The organism is Marinobacter salinisoli (genome assembly GCF_017301335.1).
GTDB lineage: Bacteria > Pseudomonadota > Gammaproteobacteria > Pseudomonadales > Oleiphilaceae > Marinobacter > Marinobacter salinisoli.
In genome coordinates, this window is sequence record NZ_CP071247.1 from 2,649,051 (window position 1) to 2,667,604 (window position 18,554).

General features: G+C 56.5%; 17 protein-coding genes. 10 read left to right on the forward strand and 7 right to left on the reverse strand.

All coding sequences use genetic code 11. The annotated features are described in order from the left end of the window. Nucleotides 1-25 precede the first annotated feature (25 nt). Nucleotides 26-961, reverse strand: coding sequence for a LysR family transcriptional regulator (locus LPB19_RS12035; RefSeq protein ID WP_206643144.1), 936 nt, complete (start codon nt 959-961; stop codon nt 26-28). A gap of 115 nt (nt 962-1,076) precedes the next feature. Between LPB19_RS12035 and LPB19_RS12040 the strand changes: the two genes are divergently transcribed. The 4 genes from LPB19_RS12040 (at nt 1,077) to LPB19_RS12055 (ending at nt 6,935) form a co-directional block, all read left to right on the forward strand. Beyond that, nucleotides 1,077-2,540 carry an NAD-dependent succinate-semialdehyde dehydrogenase gene (locus LPB19_RS12040; protein WP_206643145.1) on the forward strand — a complete coding sequence of 488 codons (1,464 nt, stop codon included), beginning with the start codon at nt 1,077-1,079 and terminating at the stop codon, nt 2,538-2,540. Between the two features lie 29 nt (nt 2,541-2,569). Further along, nucleotides 2,570-3,847, forward strand: coding sequence for a 4-aminobutyrate--2-oxoglutarate transaminase (gene gabT, locus LPB19_RS12045; RefSeq protein WP_206643146.1), 1,278 nt, complete (start codon nt 2,570-2,572; stop codon nt 3,845-3,847). A gap of 173 nt (nt 3,848-4,020) precedes the next feature. Continuing rightward, on the forward strand, nt 4,021-5,307 hold the full coding sequence (locus LPB19_RS12050; protein ID WP_228289276.1) for an NAD(P)/FAD-dependent oxidoreductase: 1,287 nt from the start codon (nt 4,021-4,023) through the stop codon (nt 5,305-5,307). A 113-nt stretch (nt 5,308-5,420) separates the two neighbouring features. Next, entirely contained in the window at nt 5,421-6,935 is a 1,515-nt protein-coding gene (locus tag LPB19_RS12055; RefSeq protein WP_206643147.1) for a Na+/H+ antiporter NhaC family protein, read from the forward strand. Nucleotides 6,936-7,038: 103 nt separating this feature from the next. Here LPB19_RS12055 and LPB19_RS12060 read toward each other — a convergent pair whose 3' ends face one another. Then, nucleotides 7,039-7,605 (reverse strand): phosphoribosyltransferase, encoded by a 567-nt coding sequence (locus LPB19_RS12060; RefSeq protein WP_206643148.1) that lies wholly within the window; start codon nt 7,603-7,605, stop codon nt 7,039-7,041. An 85-nt stretch (nt 7,606-7,690) separates the two neighbouring features. Here LPB19_RS12060 and LPB19_RS12065 point away from each other — a divergent pair, with 85 nt between their 5' ends. After that, nucleotides 7,691-8,287 carry a phosphoribosyltransferase gene (locus LPB19_RS12065; protein ID WP_206643149.1) on the forward strand — a complete coding sequence of 199 codons (597 nt, stop codon included), beginning with the start codon at nt 7,691-7,693 and terminating at the stop codon, nt 8,285-8,287. Between the two features lie 918 nt (nt 8,288-9,205). Next, nucleotides 9,206-10,399: a hypothetical protein gene (locus tag LPB19_RS12070; protein WP_206643150.1), complete on the forward strand. Its 1,194-nt coding sequence runs from the start codon at nt 9,206-9,208 to the stop codon at nt 10,397-10,399. A 362-nt stretch (nt 10,400-10,761) separates the two neighbouring features. Here LPB19_RS12070 and LPB19_RS12075 read toward each other — a convergent pair whose 3' ends face one another. Together LPB19_RS12075 and LPB19_RS12080 are read right to left on the reverse strand one after the other, a co-directional pair. Then, a complete protein-coding gene (locus tag LPB19_RS12075; RefSeq protein ID WP_206643151.1) occupies nt 10,762-11,535 on the reverse strand; it encodes a type 1 glutamine amidotransferase in 774 nt (257 codons plus the stop codon). Nucleotides 11,536-11,637: 102 nt separating this feature from the next. Beyond that, the gene (locus LPB19_RS12080; RefSeq protein WP_206643152.1) at nt 11,638-12,975 is read right to left on the reverse strand and encodes a glutamine synthetase family protein; all 1,338 of its coding nucleotides are present in this window, start codon (nt 12,973-12,975) and stop codon (nt 11,638-11,640) included. 129 nt (nt 12,976-13,104) lie between these two features. Here LPB19_RS12080 and LPB19_RS12085 point away from each other — a divergent pair, with 129 nt between their 5' ends. Beyond that, a complete protein-coding gene (locus LPB19_RS12085) occupies nt 13,105-13,257 on the forward strand; it encodes a hypothetical protein (protein WP_206643153.1) in 153 nt (50 codons plus the stop codon). Between the two features lie 138 nt (nt 13,258-13,395). Then, the gene (locus LPB19_RS12090; protein ID WP_206643154.1) at nt 13,396-14,202 is read left to right on the forward strand and encodes a response regulator transcription factor; all 807 of its coding nucleotides are present in this window, start codon (nt 13,396-13,398) and stop codon (nt 14,200-14,202) included. Between the two features lie 56 nt (nt 14,203-14,258). Here the strand turns inward: LPB19_RS12090 and LPB19_RS12095 are convergent, their stop codons facing one another. The 3 genes from LPB19_RS12095 to LPB19_RS12105 all read right to left on the reverse strand — a co-directional run bounded on the left by LPB19_RS12095 (nt 14,259) and on the right by LPB19_RS12105 (nt 17,005). Then, nucleotides 14,259-15,746: an aldehyde dehydrogenase gene (locus LPB19_RS12095; RefSeq protein ID WP_206643155.1), complete on the reverse strand. Its 1,488-nt coding sequence runs from the start codon at nt 15,744-15,746 to the stop codon at nt 14,259-14,261. A gap of 198 nt (nt 15,747-15,944) precedes the next feature. Then, nucleotides 15,945-16,376 (reverse strand): GFA family protein, encoded by a 432-nt coding sequence (locus tag LPB19_RS12100; RefSeq protein ID WP_206643156.1) that lies wholly within the window; start codon nt 16,374-16,376, stop codon nt 15,945-15,947. A gap of 44 nt (nt 16,377-16,420) precedes the next feature. Then, nucleotides 16,421-17,005, reverse strand: coding sequence for an NAD(P)H-dependent oxidoreductase (locus LPB19_RS12105; protein WP_206643157.1), 585 nt, complete (start codon nt 17,003-17,005; stop codon nt 16,421-16,423). Between the two features lie 107 nt (nt 17,006-17,112). On the opposite strand from LPB19_RS12105, the gene LPB19_RS12110 reads away from it, so the two are divergent. Both LPB19_RS12110 and LPB19_RS12115 read left to right on the forward strand, forming a co-directional pair. Further along, nucleotides 17,113-17,481, forward strand: coding sequence for a winged helix-turn-helix transcriptional regulator (locus LPB19_RS12110; RefSeq protein WP_206643158.1), 369 nt, complete (start codon nt 17,113-17,115; stop codon nt 17,479-17,481). Nucleotides 17,482-17,575: 94 nt separating this feature from the next. Further along, nucleotides 17,576-18,517 carry a methyltransferase, TIGR04325 family gene (locus LPB19_RS12115; protein ID WP_206643159.1) on the forward strand — a complete coding sequence of 314 codons (942 nt, stop codon included), beginning with the start codon at nt 17,576-17,578 and terminating at the stop codon, nt 18,515-18,517. Nucleotides 18,518-18,554: the final 37 nt, after the last annotated feature.

The window sequence follows — 18,554 nt, forward strand, 5'->3', positions numbered from 1 at the left end:
GCTGGCTATTGGCTGGCCTCTTTCTTTAGTTTAGGTCTGTCTGAGTCAGTTGATTCAGCATTTGCAGAAAAAGATCCCGGGGCCGGTTCGCCCGGCCATGGGTTCGGGTTATTGCGGCGATTTCCAGTGAATAATGTTTGATTTCCGGTATCAGCGGCTTGAGCTCCCCGGTTGCCACCTGGGATTCGACGTAGGCGTCGGGCATGAAGCCGACATAGGCGCCGGACAGAATCATGGCCAGGCGCGCCTCGTAGAAATAGGAAATGGCGGCCTTGTTCATGTCGGCCAACTGACTACCCACTTCCGGGCTGGTATGAATCCCGGCGTGGACCACCTTGCTGGCGAGCACCTTATCCTGCAGGTCGTCTGAGGGCTCGGCGTCATACAATGGATGGGTTCGGCTGCAGTACAGGTGGAAATGATCCGCGTACAGTGAGGAGTAATTCAGTCCGGACAGTTGGCGGTGAAACGGAATCAGACCGATATCGGCTTCGTCATTCAGTACCATCCGCTCGATATCGTTGAGTGCCTTGACGTCCAGCAGTACATTCACTTCCGGAGCTGCGTCGGAGAACCGGGCAATGGCATCCGGTAGCCGTGACTGGGGGTCCATACAGATGGCATCGCTGACGATGATGCGCAGCTCACCGGTCAGCCGGACATGCAGCGCGTTGACACCGGCGCGAAATCCCTCGATGGCCGAAAACAGCCCCTTCATCAGTTCGTAGACCTCAACGCCCTCCTCGGTCAGCGAGAATCCGCCGCGCCCCCGCCGGCAAAGTTTCAGGTCCAGGCGTTCCTCCAGGTTGGCGATGTGAGTGCTGATGGTCGAACGTCCGATGCTCAGCTCGCTCTCCGCCGCCGAGAATCCGCCGCTTTCAACGACCGCCTCGAATACCTTGAGCAGTCGGATTTCATAATCGCCCACCTGGCCAAGGCTGACCCTCAGGTCTTTCTTCATTGTTTGATCGCTCTCAACGTTAACGCCTAATGCGCCACATTTATCACACAAACCCTTCCGTTTACCATCCTCCCAAACTGTATAGGCCCTGTTTTTAGGCTGTTAGGAGCGATTTATGACGCCAGAACTTAATGCCCCCGAGCTGTTTCGGGACCGCGCATACATTAACGGCGAGTGGGTTTCCGCTGCCAAAGCCCATACGTTTCCGGTCTTCAATCCCAGTACCGGCCAAACCATCGCCCAGGTTCCGGATCTAGGTGGCGATGAAACCCGCGCGGCGATCGACGCGGCGGAAGCTGCGATGCCTGCATGGCAGGCGCTGACGGCGAAGGAGCGTGCGGCTCGTTTGCGCAACTGGTTCAACCTGATCATGCAGCACCAGGACGACCTGGCCCGCATCATGACCAGCGAGCAAGGCAAGCCCTTCGCTGAAGCCAAGGGCGAAGTAGCCTACGGTGCGTCTTTCGTTGAGTGGTTCGCCGAGGAATCCAAGCGGATTTACGGGGATGTGATTCCGGCCCACGGCGCCGACAAGCGGTTGGTAACCATCAAGCAGCCGATTGGTGTTGTGGCAGCAATTACGCCCTGGAACTTCCCGATCGCCATGATTACCCGCAAAGTAGCGCCCGCACTCGCAGCCGGTTGCACGGTGGTCATCAAGCCCGGTGAAGATACTCCGCTGAGTGCCCTCGCCCTGGCGGAGCTGAGTGCCCAGGCCGGCATTCCGGCAGGTGTCTTGAACGTGGTGACCACCCTTCAGGCGCCGGAAGTTGGCCGGACCCTGTGCGAGGATTCCCGCGTTCGAAAGCTGTCGTTCACCGGCTCAACGCCGGTTGGCAAATTGCTGATGCGCCAGTGCGCCGACACCGTTAAGAAGGTGTCGCTGGAACTGGGTGGTAACGCGCCCTTCATCGTGTTCGACGATGCGGATATCGATGCCGCCATCACCGGTTTGATGGCCTCCAAGTTCCGTAATGCCGGGCAAACCTGTGTTTGCACCAACCGAATTCTGGTTCAGGACAGCGTTCACGATGAATTCGTGGAAAAGCTGAATGCCGCGGTTGCCGCCCTGACTGTCGGGGATGGCTTTGGAGACGGTGTCACCATCGGCCCTCTGATCAACGACAAAGCGGTCGCCAAGGTGCGCGGTTTGGTAGACGACGCCGTGTCTGCCGGTGCCCGGGTCGCGCAAGAGCATACCAGCACCCCTGACAACCCCAATTTCTATCCGCCCACCGTGGTTACCGGTGTTACCGCGTCTATGCGTATCGCCCAGGAGGAGATCTTCGGCCCTGTCGCCACGGTGTTCCGTTTCAATGAGGAGTCGGAAGCCATTGCGTTGGCGAATGACACGCCGTTTGGCCTGGCAGCCTATTTCTACAGCCGCGATATCGGCCGCGTATGGCGCGTTGCCGAAGCCCTGGAATACGGCATGGTGGGCATCAACGAAGGCCTGATCTCAAATGAGGTGGCGCCGTTCGGAGGCATCAAGGAATCCGGTATTGGTCGCGAGGGCTCTCGCTACGGTATCGATGACTTTGTGGAAATCAAATACCTGTGCATGGGCGGCATTCGCTGACCCGTCATTTACTACAAGGAGACACGCTCATGTCCAATCAATCTCTTCATCAGCGCCGTTCTGCCGCTATGGCACAGGGCCAGGGCGCTCTGCATCCGGTCTACGTAGACAAGGCCCGCAACGCGGAAATCTGGGACGTTGAGGGTAACCGTTTCATTGATCTGGGTGCCGGCATTGCCGTCAACAACACCGGGCACAGCCATCCTCGTATCCAGGCCGCTGTACAGGCTCAGCTCGAGCGTTTCAGCCACACCTGTCTGATGGTGACACCTTACGAGTCCGCGGTTGAACTGGCCGAGAAGCTCAACGACATTGCGCCCGGCACTACCCCGAAAAAGAGCGTATTCGTCACCTCCGGTGCGGAAGCCGTTGAAAACTGTGTCAAGATCGCGCGCTCCTACACCGGCCGTCCGGGTGTTATCGCCTTCAAGGGCGGTTTCCATGGCCGTACCAATCTGACCATGGGGCTGACTGGCAAGGTTAAGCCGTATAAAGCAGGGTTTGGCCCATTCCCGGCCGACATCTTCCATGCGCCGTACCCGAATGCGTATCACGGGGTGTCCGTTGAGGAATCACTGGCGGCTCTGGACGATCTGTTCGTGTGTGATATCGAGCCGAACCGTGTGGCGGCCATAATCATCGAGCCGGTTCAGGGCGAAGGTGGTTTCTATCCGGCACCGGCGGAATTCATGCAGGCGCTGCGCGAGCGTTGCGACCAGCACGGCATCCTGCTGATTGCCGATGAAATTCAGACCGGTTTTGCCCGCACAGGCCGCATGTTCGCCACTGAATACTCCGGTGTCGAGCCCGACCTGATGACCATGGCCAAAGGCATCGCCGGCGGCTTCCCGATTGCTGCGGTAGTCGGCAAGGCTGAGATCATGGATCACCCCGGCCCCGGTGGCTTGGGCGGCACCTACGGTGGTTCCCCCATTGGTTGCGCGGCAGCGCTGACGGTGCTGGATATCATCAAGGAAGAAAACCTTTGCGAGCGTGCCCTGTCCATCGGCGAGCGGATGACCGCGCGTCTGCGTCAGTTGCAGCAGCGCTTCCCTGCCCGTATCGGCGATGTGCGCAACCTGGGTGCGATGATTGCCATGGAACTGGTGGTGGACGGCAACGTCAACTGTCCGGATCCGGAGCTGACCAAGGCACTCATCACCGAAGCCGGCCAGAACGGCTTGATCCTGCTGTCCTGCGGTATTCGCGGCAACGTTGTGCGCTTCCTGCCCGCACTCACCATCAGCGACGAGCTGATCGACGAGAGCATGGATATTCTGGATCGCTGTTTTGCGACCCTGAGCTAAGCTGGTTTCCGCCAGTCTGCGGCGCCACCCTTTGGGGTGGCGTTTTTGTTTTCTGCACCAAAGTTGGGCCTTTGAACGCAAAATATACCCTGGGGGGTATATAGGCGTTTCCACGGATCTCGTAACGTTACAGGCATTGTAAGACCTATAACTCATGCGATTCCGGGAGCGACATCGTGCAAACACCGTCACACACCTCTTCCTATTACGCGGCCTCCGCCAATGACACGCGGATGCGCCCGCCCCTGAAAGAGCACATCAAAACCGATGTCTGCATTATTGGTGCGGGCTATACCGGCATGTCGACCGCCCTCCACCTCGCCGAGGCCGGCTACCGAGTAACGGTTCTTGAAGCAAGCCGGATCGGCTTCGGTGCGTCCGGTCGGAACGGCGGCCAGATCGTGAACAGCTACAGCCGCGATATCGACTTCATCGAAAAGCACTACGGCAAGGACGTTGGCAAGCAGATGGGCCAGATGGCCTTTGAAGGCGGCCGTATCCTGCGCCGCTTCGTTCGCGACTACAACATCCAGTGTGATCTGAAAGAAGGCGGTATCTTCGCCGCCTGCAATCGCCGGCAGTTCAACGAGCTGGAGGAGAAGAAAGCGCTGTGGGAGTCCCATGGCCACGAGGGGCTTGAGCTGCTGGACAGCAAGCAAACCATGGAACACATCGGCACCGACCGTTACACCGGTGCACTTATCGATCATACCGGTGGCCATTTCCATCCGCTGAACCTGGTTCTCGGTGAGGCTGCAGCGGTCGAGTCACTGGGTGGAACCATCTACGAAGCCACGCCTGCCATCAGTATTGAGGAAGGCTCAATGGCCGTCGTGAAAACCGAGCACGGCAGCGTGACCGCTGATTATGTGTTGGTGGCCGGTAACGCTTACCTCAACGGTCTGTTGCCGAAGCTGGAGTCCAAAGCGATGCCGTGCGGCACCCAGGTGATTGCGACCGAACCACTGCCAGAGGATGTTCAGAAGCGCCTGCTGCCGAAAGACAACTGCGTTGAAGACTGCAATTACCTGCTGGATTACTATCGCCTGTCCGGTGATGGCCGCCTTATCTATGGTGGCGGCGTCACCTATGGGGCGCGCGAACCCTCAAAGGTTGAGTCTCTGATTGTTCCGAACATGCTCAAGACCTTCCCCGAGCTGCGCGGCACCAAGGTGGATTACGCCTGGACCGGCAACTTCCTGCTGACGCTGATGCGCCTGCCGCAGTTTGGCCGCATCGGTAGCAACGTGTACTACGCCCAGGGCTACAGCGGCCATGGCGTCACCTGTTCGCATCTGGCCGGAAAGGTTATCAGCGATGCCATTCGTGGCCAGGCTGAGCGCTTCGATGTGTTTGCCGGTCTGCCGCAATACCGGTTCCCGGGCGGTCGACTGTTCCGGATTCCGTTCACCGCCATGGGCGCCTGGTACTACAACATGCGCGACCAGCTGGGCGTCTGAGGAAATCACCTGAGAGACGGGCCATTGAGAGCCCGGCGCACGGCATTGACCTGTAGTTACTGCGGCGAGCAAGTCGCCGCAATTCCTTAAAAAAATAAATCATGGGTATAGAAATGACACAAGACGCTTCCCAAACCCTGACTGAATACCCCTCGATGGAGGATCAAGCGAAGGAGACTCGAGAGCGCGGACCGCTTTACTCCATCGGCATCTACGGCGCGATCATGGCCGGCTTTGCTTATTTGTCGTCGCAGTATGGGGATGTGGATTCCTATGGCTTTGTCAGCCTGCTGCCTTCTTTGCTGATCGTACTTGTCGCGATCAAAACCAAGAAACCCCTTGAGTCGATTTTTGCCGGTATCATCGCCGGTCTGCTCCTGCTTGACCCGACCTCGCTGGTCACCAGCCTTGGCGATTTGTCCATGGGTGTGGTTCAGAACGAAACGATTGCCTGGATTGTGCTGGTGTGCGGCATGATGGGCGGTTTGATCAACATCCTTGAGCGTGGCGGCAGCGTGCTGAGCTTTGGTGACTTCCTGGCGAAACGTGTGAAGACCAAGCGCGGCACCATGTTGACCACATCTTTCCTTGGCCTGGCAGTCTTCATCGACGATTATCTGAACTCGCTGGCCGTGTCGGCCTCCATGAAAAACCTGACCGATCGCTTCCGCATCTCCCGTGAGAAGCTGGCGTTCCTGGTGGATTCCACGGCCGCACCGGTTTGTATTCTGGTACCGCTGTCTACCTGGGCGGTGTATTTCGGCGCCCTGCTTGAAGAAAACGGTGCCGTGGCTGAGGGTCAGGGCATGTCCCTGTACATCGAGTCCATTCCTTACATGGCGTATGGTTGGGCTGCGCTGATCGTGGTGCTGCTGGTCGCCACTGGCAAGCTCAAAGACATGGGCGCGATGAAAGAGGCAGAGCTGCGGGCCCAGAAAGGTCAGCCGATTCCCGATGGCGTTGAGTCCATTGGTTTTGATACCACTCACGTCAAGCGTCCGCCGGTACTGGTCGGCATGATGAACTTCGTTCTGCCGATGGCCGTACTGGTTACGGCCAGCATCTACTATGAAATTGACCTGCTTCTGGGTGCTCTGGTGGCGTCCTGCTTCACCATGGTGCTGTATTTCTGGCAGCGGTTGATGAGCTTTGGTCAGCTGGCTGATGCCATGCTGGATGGCTTCAAGGTTATGTTGCACCCGATTGCCGTTGTCGCGGCGGGCTTCATGATCAAGGAAATCAATGACCAGCTGGGCATGACCACATACATCATTGAAACACTGACGCCTTACCTGTCTGTCGAGCTGCTGCCGGCGCTGGTATTCGTGTCCATGGCTGCCGTGGTGTTTGCGACCGGTTCAAGCTGGGGTGTGTTCGTGGTATCCCTGCCGATCGTCATTCCGCTGGCCCTGTCCATGGGTGTATCCATGCCGCTGACCGTGGGCGCCCTGCTGTCTGCCTCCGCCTTCGGCAGCCATGCCTGCTTCTTCAGTGATTCAACGGTTCTGTCGTCTACCGGTTCCGGCTGTACACCAATGCAGCACGCCCTGACGCAGATTCCTTACGCATTGATTGGCGCGACACTGGCCTTCATTTCTCTGGTAGTGCTTGGCTACGCGGTCGCCTGATCGCTAGCCACTTCGCCAGGCAGGGCAAGGCTCTGCCTGGCACATTCCCCTTCCCTTATTTCCAGCCTCCGCTTTAACGAACTTCGTCCCTCCGCCGGGCCGGTTACTCGGGAAGATAGTCCCGGATGATCTCGTAGATGGCGGGGCGGTTTTCAGCGATCTCTTCCCGCGTCAGCCCCTCCAGCGAATGGGGGTACTTGAGCCAGGCTTCGGTTTCGTGAATGTAGTAGTCGGGGATTCGGTCGGTCTGATTCCGGCTCGGCTTGTAATACGGAACGGCAACCCGGATGTCGGCCGGCGTGTTGAGGCGGGCACGGGTGCGTAACTCATCGATAATCGCCTCGATCGATCGCCCGGTGTCATAGACATCGTCGACAATCAGCAGGCGATCCTCGTGTCGCACATTCTTTACCAGGTAGTTCAGGCCGAATACCTTGACCTCCCGGCTCTGTTCATCAATCCCGCTGTAGGACGAGGTACGAATGGCAATGTTGTCCGTGGTAATGCCATGGAAGTCGAGAAACTCCTGCACCGCGGTTCCGATCGGGGCACCGCCACGCCACACGGCAATCATGAAGGTAGGCTGAAATCCGCTGGCGACGATTTTGGCGGCCAGGCGATAGGAGTCTTCCAGCAGACCCTGGGCGGTCAGGTGTTGTTTCTTACTCATGGAGTATTACGCCTCTCGCGGGTCGCACTTTTCGGGCAATCGGGTATATTCTCTTGCTCGTTCCCTCTTGGCAACCGGGGTCAGTATGAAAAAGCACTATCTCGAAGAAGAAGATTTGATCCTCGATGCGTTCAGGCTGGGCGTAGAGATATTCAAAAGCGGATTTCGCCCCACGTTTATTGTCGGGCTGTGGCGCGGGGGCAGCTCCATCGGGATCTACGTGCAGGAGTGCCTGCAGACCCTTGGCGTCATGACCGATCATATCGCGCTGCGTACCTCCTACCGTGGGCAGCCCTACTATCACAACATGGTGGCGTCGCCGAATTCGGAAATCCGTGTTCATGGCACCCAGTACCTGCTGGAAAACCTGAACGCGGATGATGGTCTGCTGATCGTAGATGATGTCTTCAGCACCGGTCTGAACATCAAGGCGGTGATCGACAAGCTGGAGCGTAACTGCAAGCGGAACATGCCCAGGGACGTGAAAGTCGCCACATTGTGGCAGCGACCTGCGTTCAACAAAACGACGCTGCAGCCAGACTACTGCCTGCATCGCACCGATGACTGGCTGGTGTTTCCGTACGAGCTGAACGGTCTGACCATGGACGAGATTCGGGAACATAAACCGTTTGTGGTGCCGATTCTGGAGTCCTGCAGCCCTGACCCTGACCGCAGGGGCTAGTCGGTCATGCCACCTTAATGTGGCTGGAGATTGTCATCAGAATTTGGCCGGGCGGTCGCAAAGCGGACATTGGATTCGCGGGCCACAGTCACTTGTTATGTGTTTTGTCTGACCAACTCAAGGTCTACATCTCCGGGCTTGAAGGTTGCCGCCCATTTAGTGCTTCCATCGGATGCCACGCACTCCAAATCGTATGCAAGCGAGGGCTGTTCATACACCTCGATTACTGTGACTTCATCACCCACAGTTGGCGCATTAGATCCAAGCCAGACACTCGAACTGCTGAATTGGTCGTAGAGCGCTGTGATTCGCACGACATCATATTGCTGAAGCGCGTCATTACCCTTACACATAACGCTAAGCTTTGCGGCTGACGGTGCGTAGCACCGGCAGTCCGCAACAGTGGCTTGTTAAGTTTCGAGTTTTTCACAGGCGGTCTGCTGGAAATCGATGAACGACTCAATGTCGTCTGTAAACTCTTGGGTCTTCCAGTACTTGTTGACAGTTCGGACAGTAAAGCTGGTTACAACGCCGTTCTTCACTTTTTCATCTTCAACTGACATGTCCTTCCAGAACATCCGAAAGGATTGCCGCTCCGGGCTCGTGTGAATTCGGATGCCATCACTTGTGGTAACAAATCTTATGTCCCTCCGGATTTTTCGAACGCAACCGTATGCCCCCTTAGCTCACTGGCACCGAGGAGCAGAAGCACCAGGGATGGAATCAGGCTGAAATACCACGCGATCGGAAATAACAGTAACGCAGCCAAAACCATAGCTAAAAGAATAAACCCGAAGCCTCGTCTCTTTGCCTTTCTTTCAGCTGACATCAACGATTCGGGAGAAAAACGGTATTCCATTGATTGCGCTCGAAACTTAACTAAGCTGCTATTGAAGCCCCATTAACAGGGAGCGGTATATGTATCCTCTAAAACAGATCTCGAATTACTTCATGCTTGGCTGCCTTGCCCTCTTGCTCATTGGGTGTGGCGGTGGCGGTGGCGGTGGTGGCGGTTCTCAAAGCAGTCGCTTTGATCCTGGAACTGGATTTGATGGCTTTGTTTTCAGCATTGCTATCGCCACCGACGGCAGTGGCGACATCTACGTGGGTGGAGCTTTTGCGAATTTCGACGGTACTGAAATAAACCGTATTGCCCGACTCAACAATGACGGAACCCTCGATACCGGGTTCGACCCGGGAGCAGGGATTATGCGCTATGTTAGTGATGTCACTCCGACAACTGACGGTAGCGGTGACATTTACATCGGTGGGAATTTCACAGATTTCATTAAGCGGCTGAACAGCGATGGTTCCAACGATGCCGGGTTTATTACGGGTACGAGTGCTAATGACGAAGTTCTGTCCATCGCACTGGCAACCGATGGCAGTGGCGATATCTATGTTGGCGGAAATTTTACCCTTTACCGCGGCAATGCCAGGGATTACATCACACGCATCAACAACGATGGGTCCAACGATGCCGGATTTGTAACGGGTACCGGTTTTAACGCAGTTGTTACTAGTGTTGCACTGGCAAATGATGGCAGTGGCGATATCTACGCTGGAGGACCTTTTAGCCTTTACCGCGGCAATGCCAGGGATCGTATCGTGCGTGTTAATAGTAGTGGTTCCAACGATGCCGGATTCGATCCGGGTACGGGATTTAATTTTGCTGTTTTTAGCATTGTACCGGCTGCCGATGGCAGTGGTGACCTCTACGTTGGTGGACGGTTCACGGATTACGACGGCACTACCAGAAATCGCATCGTCCGACTCAACAGTGACGGCTCCCACGATGCCGGGTTTGATTCAGGCCTGGGATTTAACGACGTCGTACTTAGTATCGCACTGGCAACCGATGGCAGTGGTGATATTTATGTTGGCGGAGATTTCACAGACTATCATGGCACCGCCAGGCGCCGTATCGCCCGGCTCAACAGTGATGGTTCCCTCGACGCCGGGTTTGATCCTGGTACAGGATTTGACCAGGCGGTATGGAGTATCGCCCCCGTTAGTGGTGGCAGCATCTACGTTGGCGGGGGATTTGCCAGTTATCGATCAGCCAGCGCAAACGGAATCATTCGCCTGGATTCAACGGGTACCCCGAATTAACGGCAATCAATAGGGTCAGACTCTAAGTTTAAGGGGAAAGAGGGGTTTATTTTTAACCATTTTGCGTGTTGGTCAATTTTAAATCACTCCGTCCCCTTTTACGCCTTTTACGCTCCCCCCCCTTTTTGTTTAAAAGGCGGAAATCATCGAGGCGGCCAAAACTGGTGGGCTATGTCAGCGTATCGTGGCCGGAACGGCCAAAATATCGTGACAAAAACACTGGTTCTTTAGCCGTAAGTAATTTCTGTGGCCGGGCGCATTGAACATGCTGGGCATCCTGGAAAGGCAGCGTCCCTTCGATCGAAGGCACAAAAAAGCCGGCTGCTTGGCCGGCTCTTTCGTTGGCGGTGGGCGGCACGGCGTCAGCAGGCGCTCGCGACTTCCTGCCGGGGCTTGGTGGTGCTGGTCTCAGCCTTATCGCGCCGCAGGAATCCCGCCATCCATCTGGCAATCGCCATGGAGTCTGTCGCCGCGTCCGGCTTTGAAAGCCCTTCCAGTGCCTGATCGGCATCAGCCTCTGGGACCGACTGGCCGCGCAAATGCTTCACCAGCCGGGTCTCGAAAGTGACATCAAATTCCGGGTGCGCCTGGAACGTCAGGATGCGGTTGTCGTACTGAAGGACGGCGTACGGGCAGAAAGCGGATTCAGCGAGCACCTCAGCGGCGGCCGGTTTTTCCAGCACTTGATCCTGATGCATGACGCTCAGCGTGAATGTTGAGGCGCTCAGATCCAGCCCTTCAATCTCTCTGGTCAGGGTGTATTCGTGCAGCCCTACTCCCCACCCGCCGGAATACTTGTGCACGTGCGCATCGAACGCATCGGCAATGATCTGATGGCCAAAACAGATGCCGAGCATCGGACGGTCTGCCTGGTAAATGTCGCGAATCAGGACCTTGAGCCTCTGCATCCAGGGCAGGTTTTCGTACACGTTAGATTTCGAGCCGGTTACGATCCAGCCGTCACAGGCGGTGGCTGACTCGGGAAATTCACCGTCACGAACGTCGTAGTTGACGTAATCAAACGTTTGGCCGGCCTGCTTGAACAGGCGCTGGAACATGTCGGCGAAAGAGCCAAACTCGCCAATCAGTGGGTCCGGTGTGATGCCGGTGGCCAGAATACCAATCTTCAAGGTCATCCGTGTTCTCCAGTTCAAAGCGTCTGCCGCCCTCCGGTTTGCCTGGCCGGTTGCCAGTCGGGCCGGAGGTTGGGCAGGTTGTCGGGTATCTCAGAAATGGGCTCAGAGCAGCCCGAGGTAAGCTTCGTATTCCACGTCAGTGATGCGCTCGCTCAACAGACGCTGTTCCTGGCGCTTGGCGGCGCTGTAGACGCGCTGAAACTCCTCGCCCAGATAGTCTTTCAGCACGGTGCTGTGTTCGAACGCGTGGGTGGCATCTTCCCATTTGTTTGGCAGCACCAGCGATTCGTCGCTTTCCGCATAGGCATCGCCTTCGGTCGGGGCGGCCGGCTCCAGGTTGTGTTCGATGCCGTAGAGCGCGCCGGCAAGGACCGATGCCAGAACCAGGTAGGGGTTCGCGTCGGCGCCGGCTACGCGGTGCTCAATCCGTCGGGCGGCACAGGGGCTTTCCGGGATGCGCAATGCAACGGTGCGGTTTTCATAGCCCCAGCTGGCCACGGTTGGTGCGTGGGCGCCCGGCATGAAACGACGGTAAGAGTTCAGGTTTGGCGCCAGCGCTAGCATGGTGTCGGGCATGGTTTTCATCATGCCGGCGACCGCTTGTTTCATCATCTGACTGCCCTCTTCGGTGCCGTTGTCGAAGACGTTGCGGCCGGATTCGTCAAGCAGGCTGAAGTGGACATGGAAGCCATTGCCGCTCTGGTCGGCGTAGGGTTTGGCCATAAAGGTTGCGCCGTAACCGTGGCGGCGGGAAACGCCACGAACCAGACGTTTGAACAGGATGGCCTGGTCGCCGGCCAGCAACGGGTCATCAACGTGGTTGAGGTTGATCTCAAACTGTCCCGGGCCCATTTCGGCAATGATGGTGTCGGCCTCAATCCCCTGCGCTTCGCACGCTTTGCGGATGTCAGCAAAGAACGCATCGAACCCATCCATTTCCTCGACCGCATACCCCTCAGTATTGGAGAGTCGGCGGCCGCGCCCGTCAGCCAACAAAGGCGGAATCGGGCGTTGCGTGGTTTCGGATTTTCCATCCATCAGGTAGAACTCGAGTTCCGTCGCCATAACCGGGCGCAAGCCACGCGCTTTGAACCGGTCGACCACGCGTTTCAGTACCTGACGCGGATCGGCCCCGAACGGAGAACCGTCCGAGTTAAACATCATGGCGAGGATCTGGTGCCGGGGAATATCTGACCAGGGCACGGGAAGCGGTGTTTCGGAGACCGGGAAACATACGCCATCGCTGTCGCCGGTCTCAAAGACCAGGCCATTGTCGAGTACGTCTGCGCCCCAGAAATCGAACCCGACAACAGATCGGGGCAGTTTGATGCCTTCGTTCAGCACTTTCTTCAAGGCGCCGGCAGGCATTCTTTTTCCACGTAAGTTGCCGTTCAGGTCGGTAATAAAAAAGTCGAATTCGGTGTTTTTGTTGACTGTCATACGTCTCTCTCTGGAACGCTGCCGTTTCTATCAATGCTTCAACACTAAACCATCGCCGATTCCCCTGTAACTATCACCCAGGGGGTATACGATGCGGGCGCGCCGGTCTGTTCTTGGAATCAGATATTGATGTTCGAACCGTTTGCCGCGATCATTGCCGCCGCCAAGGTCAGGTCGTCTGCGCCTCTGGCAGTCACAGGATGTCTTGCCGTCTCTGGTCATCATCCTGCCGACGCCGATCACGGGGTGGAAGGGCTGAAAAAAGACACTCCGCTGCGTTGATCTGACCTACGCTGAGTTAACGCAGGAACGCTGAATCGAGCGCAGGCCGGACGGCGCTCAACAATCCGAAAGCCCGCGATCGAACGGGCCTTCTGCACCATCCATGTACGGGTTTGAAAGGTCGCGCCACGGGCATCTATGCGAGAACGAGTCAGTCGAATTAACGCCAACGACAGCTGGCAGAAGAGTGTTGCGGTTCTGATAGAGCATCAGCGCCTTCGAAGCTTTCCAGCTGTGCTTGAAGAGTTTCTTTCAACGATCTGTTTTTACGACACCTTCATTATGGTGGCGTACAAATCATCTTTGCGCCCTATCCTGCTTCACCCGACAGATTCTGAAGAGCAAAGCGACACTCTGAGGCTCTACATCAATCATGCCTATGTGATCGACCCGCTGTTTCACGCCATTAAATCCGGCATTGCCCCCGGCGTGGTTCGGCTCGCGGACATCATGCCCGACTCGTTCAGAGAGACGGAATATTTTCAGACCTGTTACCAGGATTTTGGCCTGGTCGATGAAATCAACCTGATTATTCAGCTGGATGATGAGGTGACCTGCACCCTGACGCTGGGCCGCAAGGCGGCGCTGGACAGTATTTCGCGCAGCGAGCTGAAAGCGTTAAGTGATTTCTACCCGATTCTGGCTGCCCTGGTTCGTCAGTTCTGGCTATCGCAGTCGCGGGAATATCTGCAGCATGGCCGTTCGGATGGCCCCATGAAGCGGGCGTTGAAAACTTTTGCCAGCGGTGTGCTGACTCAGCGGGAGCGGGAAATTACTGACCTGATACTTCGGGGGTATTCATCACAAGCCATCGCCGACCAGTTGAAAATCAGCGTTGGGACGGTGAAAGTGCACCGGAAGAATATTCACAATCGCCTGAATACATCCACTCAGGCCGAAATCTTTACCCAGTTTATCGCCCATCTGAATAGTCTGGACGATTAACCGGCTTTTGCTGCTCAGACACGGGCGCACTCCCTGCGCCCGCCCTGGCCGAAGCGTCAGAGGCTGATCCAGACCGTCTTAAGGTCGGTGTACTTCTCAATCGAGTGCAGCGACTTGTCGCGCCCGTTACCAGAGGCCTTAACGCCGCCGAAAGGCATCGTGGAGTCTCCGCCGCCCCAGCCATTCACCCAGACCATGCCGCTCTGGATTTCCCGGCTCACCCGGTGGGCGCGCGAGAGGTTGTCGGTCCAGACCGATGCGCCCAGGCCGTAGCGGTTGTCATTTGCAAGCTCAATGGCCTCGGCTTCATCGTCAAATTCGCCAACCGCCAGTACCGGTCCGAAGATTTCTTCCTGCACGAACGTCATGGAATTTTTGGCGTCACCGATGATGGTGGGTTCGACGTAAAAACCGCGCCCCGGAATGTACTCTGGCAGTCCGCCTGTCAGCACGGTGGCACCATCATCCATTGCGGATTTGATGTAGCGCGACACGGTGTCCAGCTGAGCCTTGTCCACCAATGCGCCCATCCGGGTATCGGGATCAAGCGGATCGCCGCCCTGGTAAGCCGATGCCGCTTCGAGCAGGGCCGTCAGGAACCGGTCCTTGATAGACCGCTGTAAATAAAGCCGTGAGCAGGCAATGCAGACTTCACCCTGGTTGGAGAAAATTGCTGCGGCTGCGGTTTGGGCGGCTTTTTCGATGTTACTGCAGTCGTCAAAGACCACCATGGGTGACTTGCCGCCAGCCTCAAGCCAGACCTTCTTCAGGTTCGACTGCCCGGCGTATTCCATCAGCATTCCCCCGACCCGGCTGGAGCCGGTGAATGCCAGCACATCCACGCCGTGGTGCAGTGCCAGTGCTTTGCCCGCGGTGTGACCGTAACCCGGCAGTACGTTCAGTACGCCATCGGGGATGCCTGCCTCAGTGGCCAGTTCCGCCAGACGCAAGACGCTGAGCGGCGATTTTTCGGATGGCTTGAGGATCACGGAATTGCCCGCGGCCAGAGCCGGCGCGAGCTTCCAGGTGGCCATCATCAGCGGGTAGTTCCAGGGTGTGATGGCTGCGACCACGCCAACGGGTTCGTGGCTGATCAGGCCCAACGTGTCATTGCCTGTGGGGGCAATCTCGCCATAAACCTTGTCGATGGATTCTGCCGTCCAGCGGAAGCAATCGATGGAATCCGGAAGATCGATGGAGACCATCTCAGAAATGGATTTCCCCATGTCCATGGTGTCAGTGACGGCAAGTTCATCACGGTGCTGTTCCATCAAGTCTGCAAGACGCAGAAGAACGGCTTTGCGCTCTGCCGGCGACTTGCGGGACCACACGCCGGCCTGGAACGCCTTACGAGCCGCTGTAACCGCCAAATCAACGTCGGCCTGATCGCAGCTGGCTACCTCAGCCAGGACTTCTTCAGTGGCCGGGTTGATGGAGGGGAATGTCTCACCGGAAGCTGAAGGCTGGAAACGCCCGTTAATATAGGCAAGGTTCCGGAAGTTGAGGCTCTGGCCAAGTTCTTGCCATTGCGATTTTGTCTTCATATCAGGCTACCTGGGTAAGTCATTGGTTGCACAAGGCTATCCCTCCGGTCGTAACCAGTGCCATATCCCCAAGGGGGTAGGCTCGGGTCCGTGTCAGACGGACTGGCAACGTAACATGGAGGTCTCGAGCGCGACACGCGATCACCAGGCTGACAAAGCCACTCCATTCAGGCCGGCTCACCTTGCCTGAGTCGCGCTTTATTTCTTGGGTAGATTGTCGCCGATATCGATCACCCGCCGAGCATAGAAGAAATGACCGGTTGGTTCGAATCCAGCGGGCAGTTCGTCGCCATGACACTTTTTGAACAAGAGCTGCGAAACGAGTTTCCAGCCCATTTTGTTGGTGTTGTAGAGAACCTCACCGCAATGCTTGCAAAACACCCGTGTCATTTGCTTTTCGGGGTGCTTGAACTCCACGGTATCGGCTTCTCCGGAGCTGAACCCTACTTTGTCGCCCTCCCAGGCCAGCACCGAGTGGTACGGCACCTGGAGAAGTTCCCGGCAATCTTCGCAGTGACAATAGCCATGTACTCGCGGTTGGCCCAGCATAGTCACCTCCACCGCCCCGCAATCGCAATGGACTGTGTGTTGGTCGCTCATAAGTCTGTCGTCCTCTGCCACCAGAGCCATGCGCATTCCTTGCGCTCTGGCTCCTTCGGCCGGATTCTGTTGGTTCAGAAGTTTTCGTTCAGATGAGCCAGGAAGCGCTCAAAATCCCGCTCCGGTTCAGCGTTTTTCATAACGTCATAGCAGGCGAAGGTCGGCATCGCCTGCATGCCAAAGAATCTGAAATTCATGTGCATGGGGAAGAATAGATCATCCACGCCTTTGCCCTGGAACAGGTATTCGTTGTCATCGTTGAATGCTTCTTCAGGGGCGTTGAAGGTGAGCGATAGCATGTAACGCTTACCGGTGAGCGTTCCCCCGGCGCCGTAGTTTTTCTTGGGCGCTTCCTCGTGGCGGCCATCGCCATTACACAGTGCGCCGCCCATGCCGGCGGTGTAGATCTCGTCCATGTATTTCTTGAAGGTCCAGGGGACCCCCATCCAGTTCACCGGGGATTGCAGCAGAATAATGTCCGCCCACTGATGGTTATCAAGCTCAGTGTTTACATCCCAGCCTGCGTCGACTTCTACCACCCGCGTGCTGTGGCCCTTGGCTGTGAGGATCTCGCTGGCCATCTGGGTCAGGGTGGCGTTGAGCCGCCCTTCGGCAAACGGATATTTGTGGTGTGCGTTGATAATCAGGATGTTGCTCATAAATTTCCGTTCCTCTTTCGGATGGTTACCACTTGATACCTGGTATATTATGGTTACCTAAAAATTTGCGGCAATTAGTCTCTTTTTGGTAACCACCCGGGTGATCCATGGACCTCACGAAAAGAAGTTACGTTGAAACAGATGCAGCTGGCCGGAAGACGGTGATCAATAGTTGTGCCGAGCCTTGCGCCATCGAAAAAGGCATGCGAATGATTGGCGGAAAATGGACCGGCTCGATCATCTTTCATCTGAAGGATGGACCGGTTCGCTTCAATGATCTGAATCGCATGCTGGGAGGCGCCAGCAAGAAGATGATTGACCAGCGCCTGAAGGAGCTGGAAGCCCGCGGCATGGTGACCAGAACGGTGATCAGTGAGCGGCCGGTCGCGGTCAGCTATGCACTCACCAATTTCGGCAAAAGCGCGCTCAAGGTGCTGGATGACCTGCGGCAGTGGTCGGAATCCAACAATCTGTGATGGCCCCCTTCCGTCTCGGTTGCGCTGTAGTTCCCACCAATACTGCAGCAAGCCTTGAGGAACAAACTCCGTCAGGAATGAGCCCGGCCCTAACTTGTCGTGCAAAAAAATTGTTGGTGTCCGTGCTGCTGATGGCTGGTGGACGTTCTTTGCGTTGACTAGATTTCCCGTTAAACAACCTGTCGCGCAGGGACGGCGTGTTTTCCGTGGGGGTGGCGCAATGTTTCAACATACCAGGTCGTTTGTTCGGCGGATGGGAGCGGTGCCGCCTATTCAAAAAATGCTTGATGGTTGGTACGCTAGGGATTTTGCGCAGGCCATCCACGTTAACTGGTTCCGGGGCGTTTACCCCGATTTCGCTTCGGCACGCGATGCCGCGCCAACCAACAAACCCCTTGGCTATAACAACCCGGAACCGGCATCAGCGGAAATGTATCGTTTCCGAATGCAGGCCATCGCCCCCTGCGACTATCCGGTCGCGTTCTGGCTTTCCCGGCTGATGTTACCGGGTCAATCTCTATTGGATTTTGGTGGTCATAGCGGGGTGCTGTTTTACGCCCTGAATAAATACCTGACGTTCCCTGAGGGGTTTTCCTGGCAGGTCTACGATTTGCCGGTGGTGCTTGAGGAAGCCCGGCGCTTTGCCGAAGTGAATAATGCACCGAAAACCCTCTCCTTCTGTGACGACTATAAGAACGCCGGTCCCTGGGATTACGTTTTGTTTTCCGGCTCACTGCAATATCTGGAAGAGTCCCTGAGCGCCATTATTCTGAAGATGAAAGCGCCGCCTGATCGCCTGCTCATAAATATGCTGCCTGTTCACCCTGAGCAGAGCTACTACACCCTCCAAAACATCAGCACAGCTTTCTGTCCTTATCGTATCTACAGCGCCAACGAACTGATGAATGAAATTGACGGACTGAACGGTACTGTCATCGATGAGTGGCGCAACACCGATAAACGCTGCGAAATCCCCTATCACCCCAGCCAATCCCTGGGTTTCTACCGCGGGCTTCTGGTTGATCTTGTACCCTAGCTATTGCTGGCAATCCGTTGTTTTCACCGCGTGATTC

What these genes read in the sequence shown, in the direction of transcription:
- LPB19_RS12035 (WP_206643144.1), bottom strand. Translation starts at nt 961, where the DNA reads ATGAAGAAAGACCTGAGGGTCAGCCTTGGCCAGGTGGGCGATTATGAA.
- LPB19_RS12040 (WP_206643145.1), top strand. Translation starts at nt 1,077, where the DNA reads ATGACGCCAGAACTTAATGCCCCCGAGCTGTTTCGGGACCGCGCATAC.
- gabT (WP_206643146.1), top strand. Translation starts at nt 2,570, where the DNA reads ATGTCCAATCAATCTCTTCATCAGCGCCGTTCTGCCGCTATGGCACAG.
- LPB19_RS12055 (WP_206643147.1), top strand. Translation starts at nt 5,421, where the DNA reads ATGACACAAGACGCTTCCCAAACCCTGACTGAATACCCCTCGATGGAG.
- LPB19_RS12060 (WP_206643148.1), bottom strand. Translation starts at nt 7,605, where the DNA reads ATGAGTAAGAAACAACACCTGACCGCCCAGGGTCTGCTGGAAGACTCC.
- LPB19_RS12065 (WP_206643149.1), top strand. Translation starts at nt 7,691, where the DNA reads ATGAAAAAGCACTATCTCGAAGAAGAAGATTTGATCCTCGATGCGTTC.
- LPB19_RS12070 (WP_206643150.1), top strand. Translation starts at nt 9,206, where the DNA reads ATGTATCCTCTAAAACAGATCTCGAATTACTTCATGCTTGGCTGCCTT.
- LPB19_RS12075 (WP_206643151.1), bottom strand. Translation starts at nt 11,535, where the DNA reads ATGACCTTGAAGATTGGTATTCTGGCCACCGGCATCACACCGGACCCA.
- LPB19_RS12080 (WP_206643152.1), bottom strand. Translation starts at nt 12,975, where the DNA reads ATGACAGTCAACAAAAACACCGAATTCGACTTTTTTATTACCGACCTG.
- LPB19_RS12085 (WP_206643153.1), top strand. Translation starts at nt 13,105, where the DNA reads ATGTTCGAACCGTTTGCCGCGATCATTGCCGCCGCCAAGGTCAGGTCG.
- LPB19_RS12090 (WP_206643154.1), top strand. Translation starts at nt 13,396, where the DNA reads ATGCGAGAACGAGTCAGTCGAATTAACGCCAACGACAGCTGGCAGAAG.
- LPB19_RS12095 (WP_206643155.1), bottom strand. Translation starts at nt 15,746, where the DNA reads ATGAAGACAAAATCGCAATGGCAAGAACTTGGCCAGAGCCTCAACTTC.
- LPB19_RS12100 (WP_206643156.1), bottom strand. Translation starts at nt 16,376, where the DNA reads ATGGCTCTGGTGGCAGAGGACGACAGACTTATGAGCGACCAACACACA.
- LPB19_RS12105 (WP_206643157.1), bottom strand. Translation starts at nt 17,005, where the DNA reads ATGAGCAACATCCTGATTATCAACGCACACCACAAATATCCGTTTGCC.
- LPB19_RS12110 (WP_206643158.1), top strand. Translation starts at nt 17,113, where the DNA reads ATGGACCTCACGAAAAGAAGTTACGTTGAAACAGATGCAGCTGGCCGG.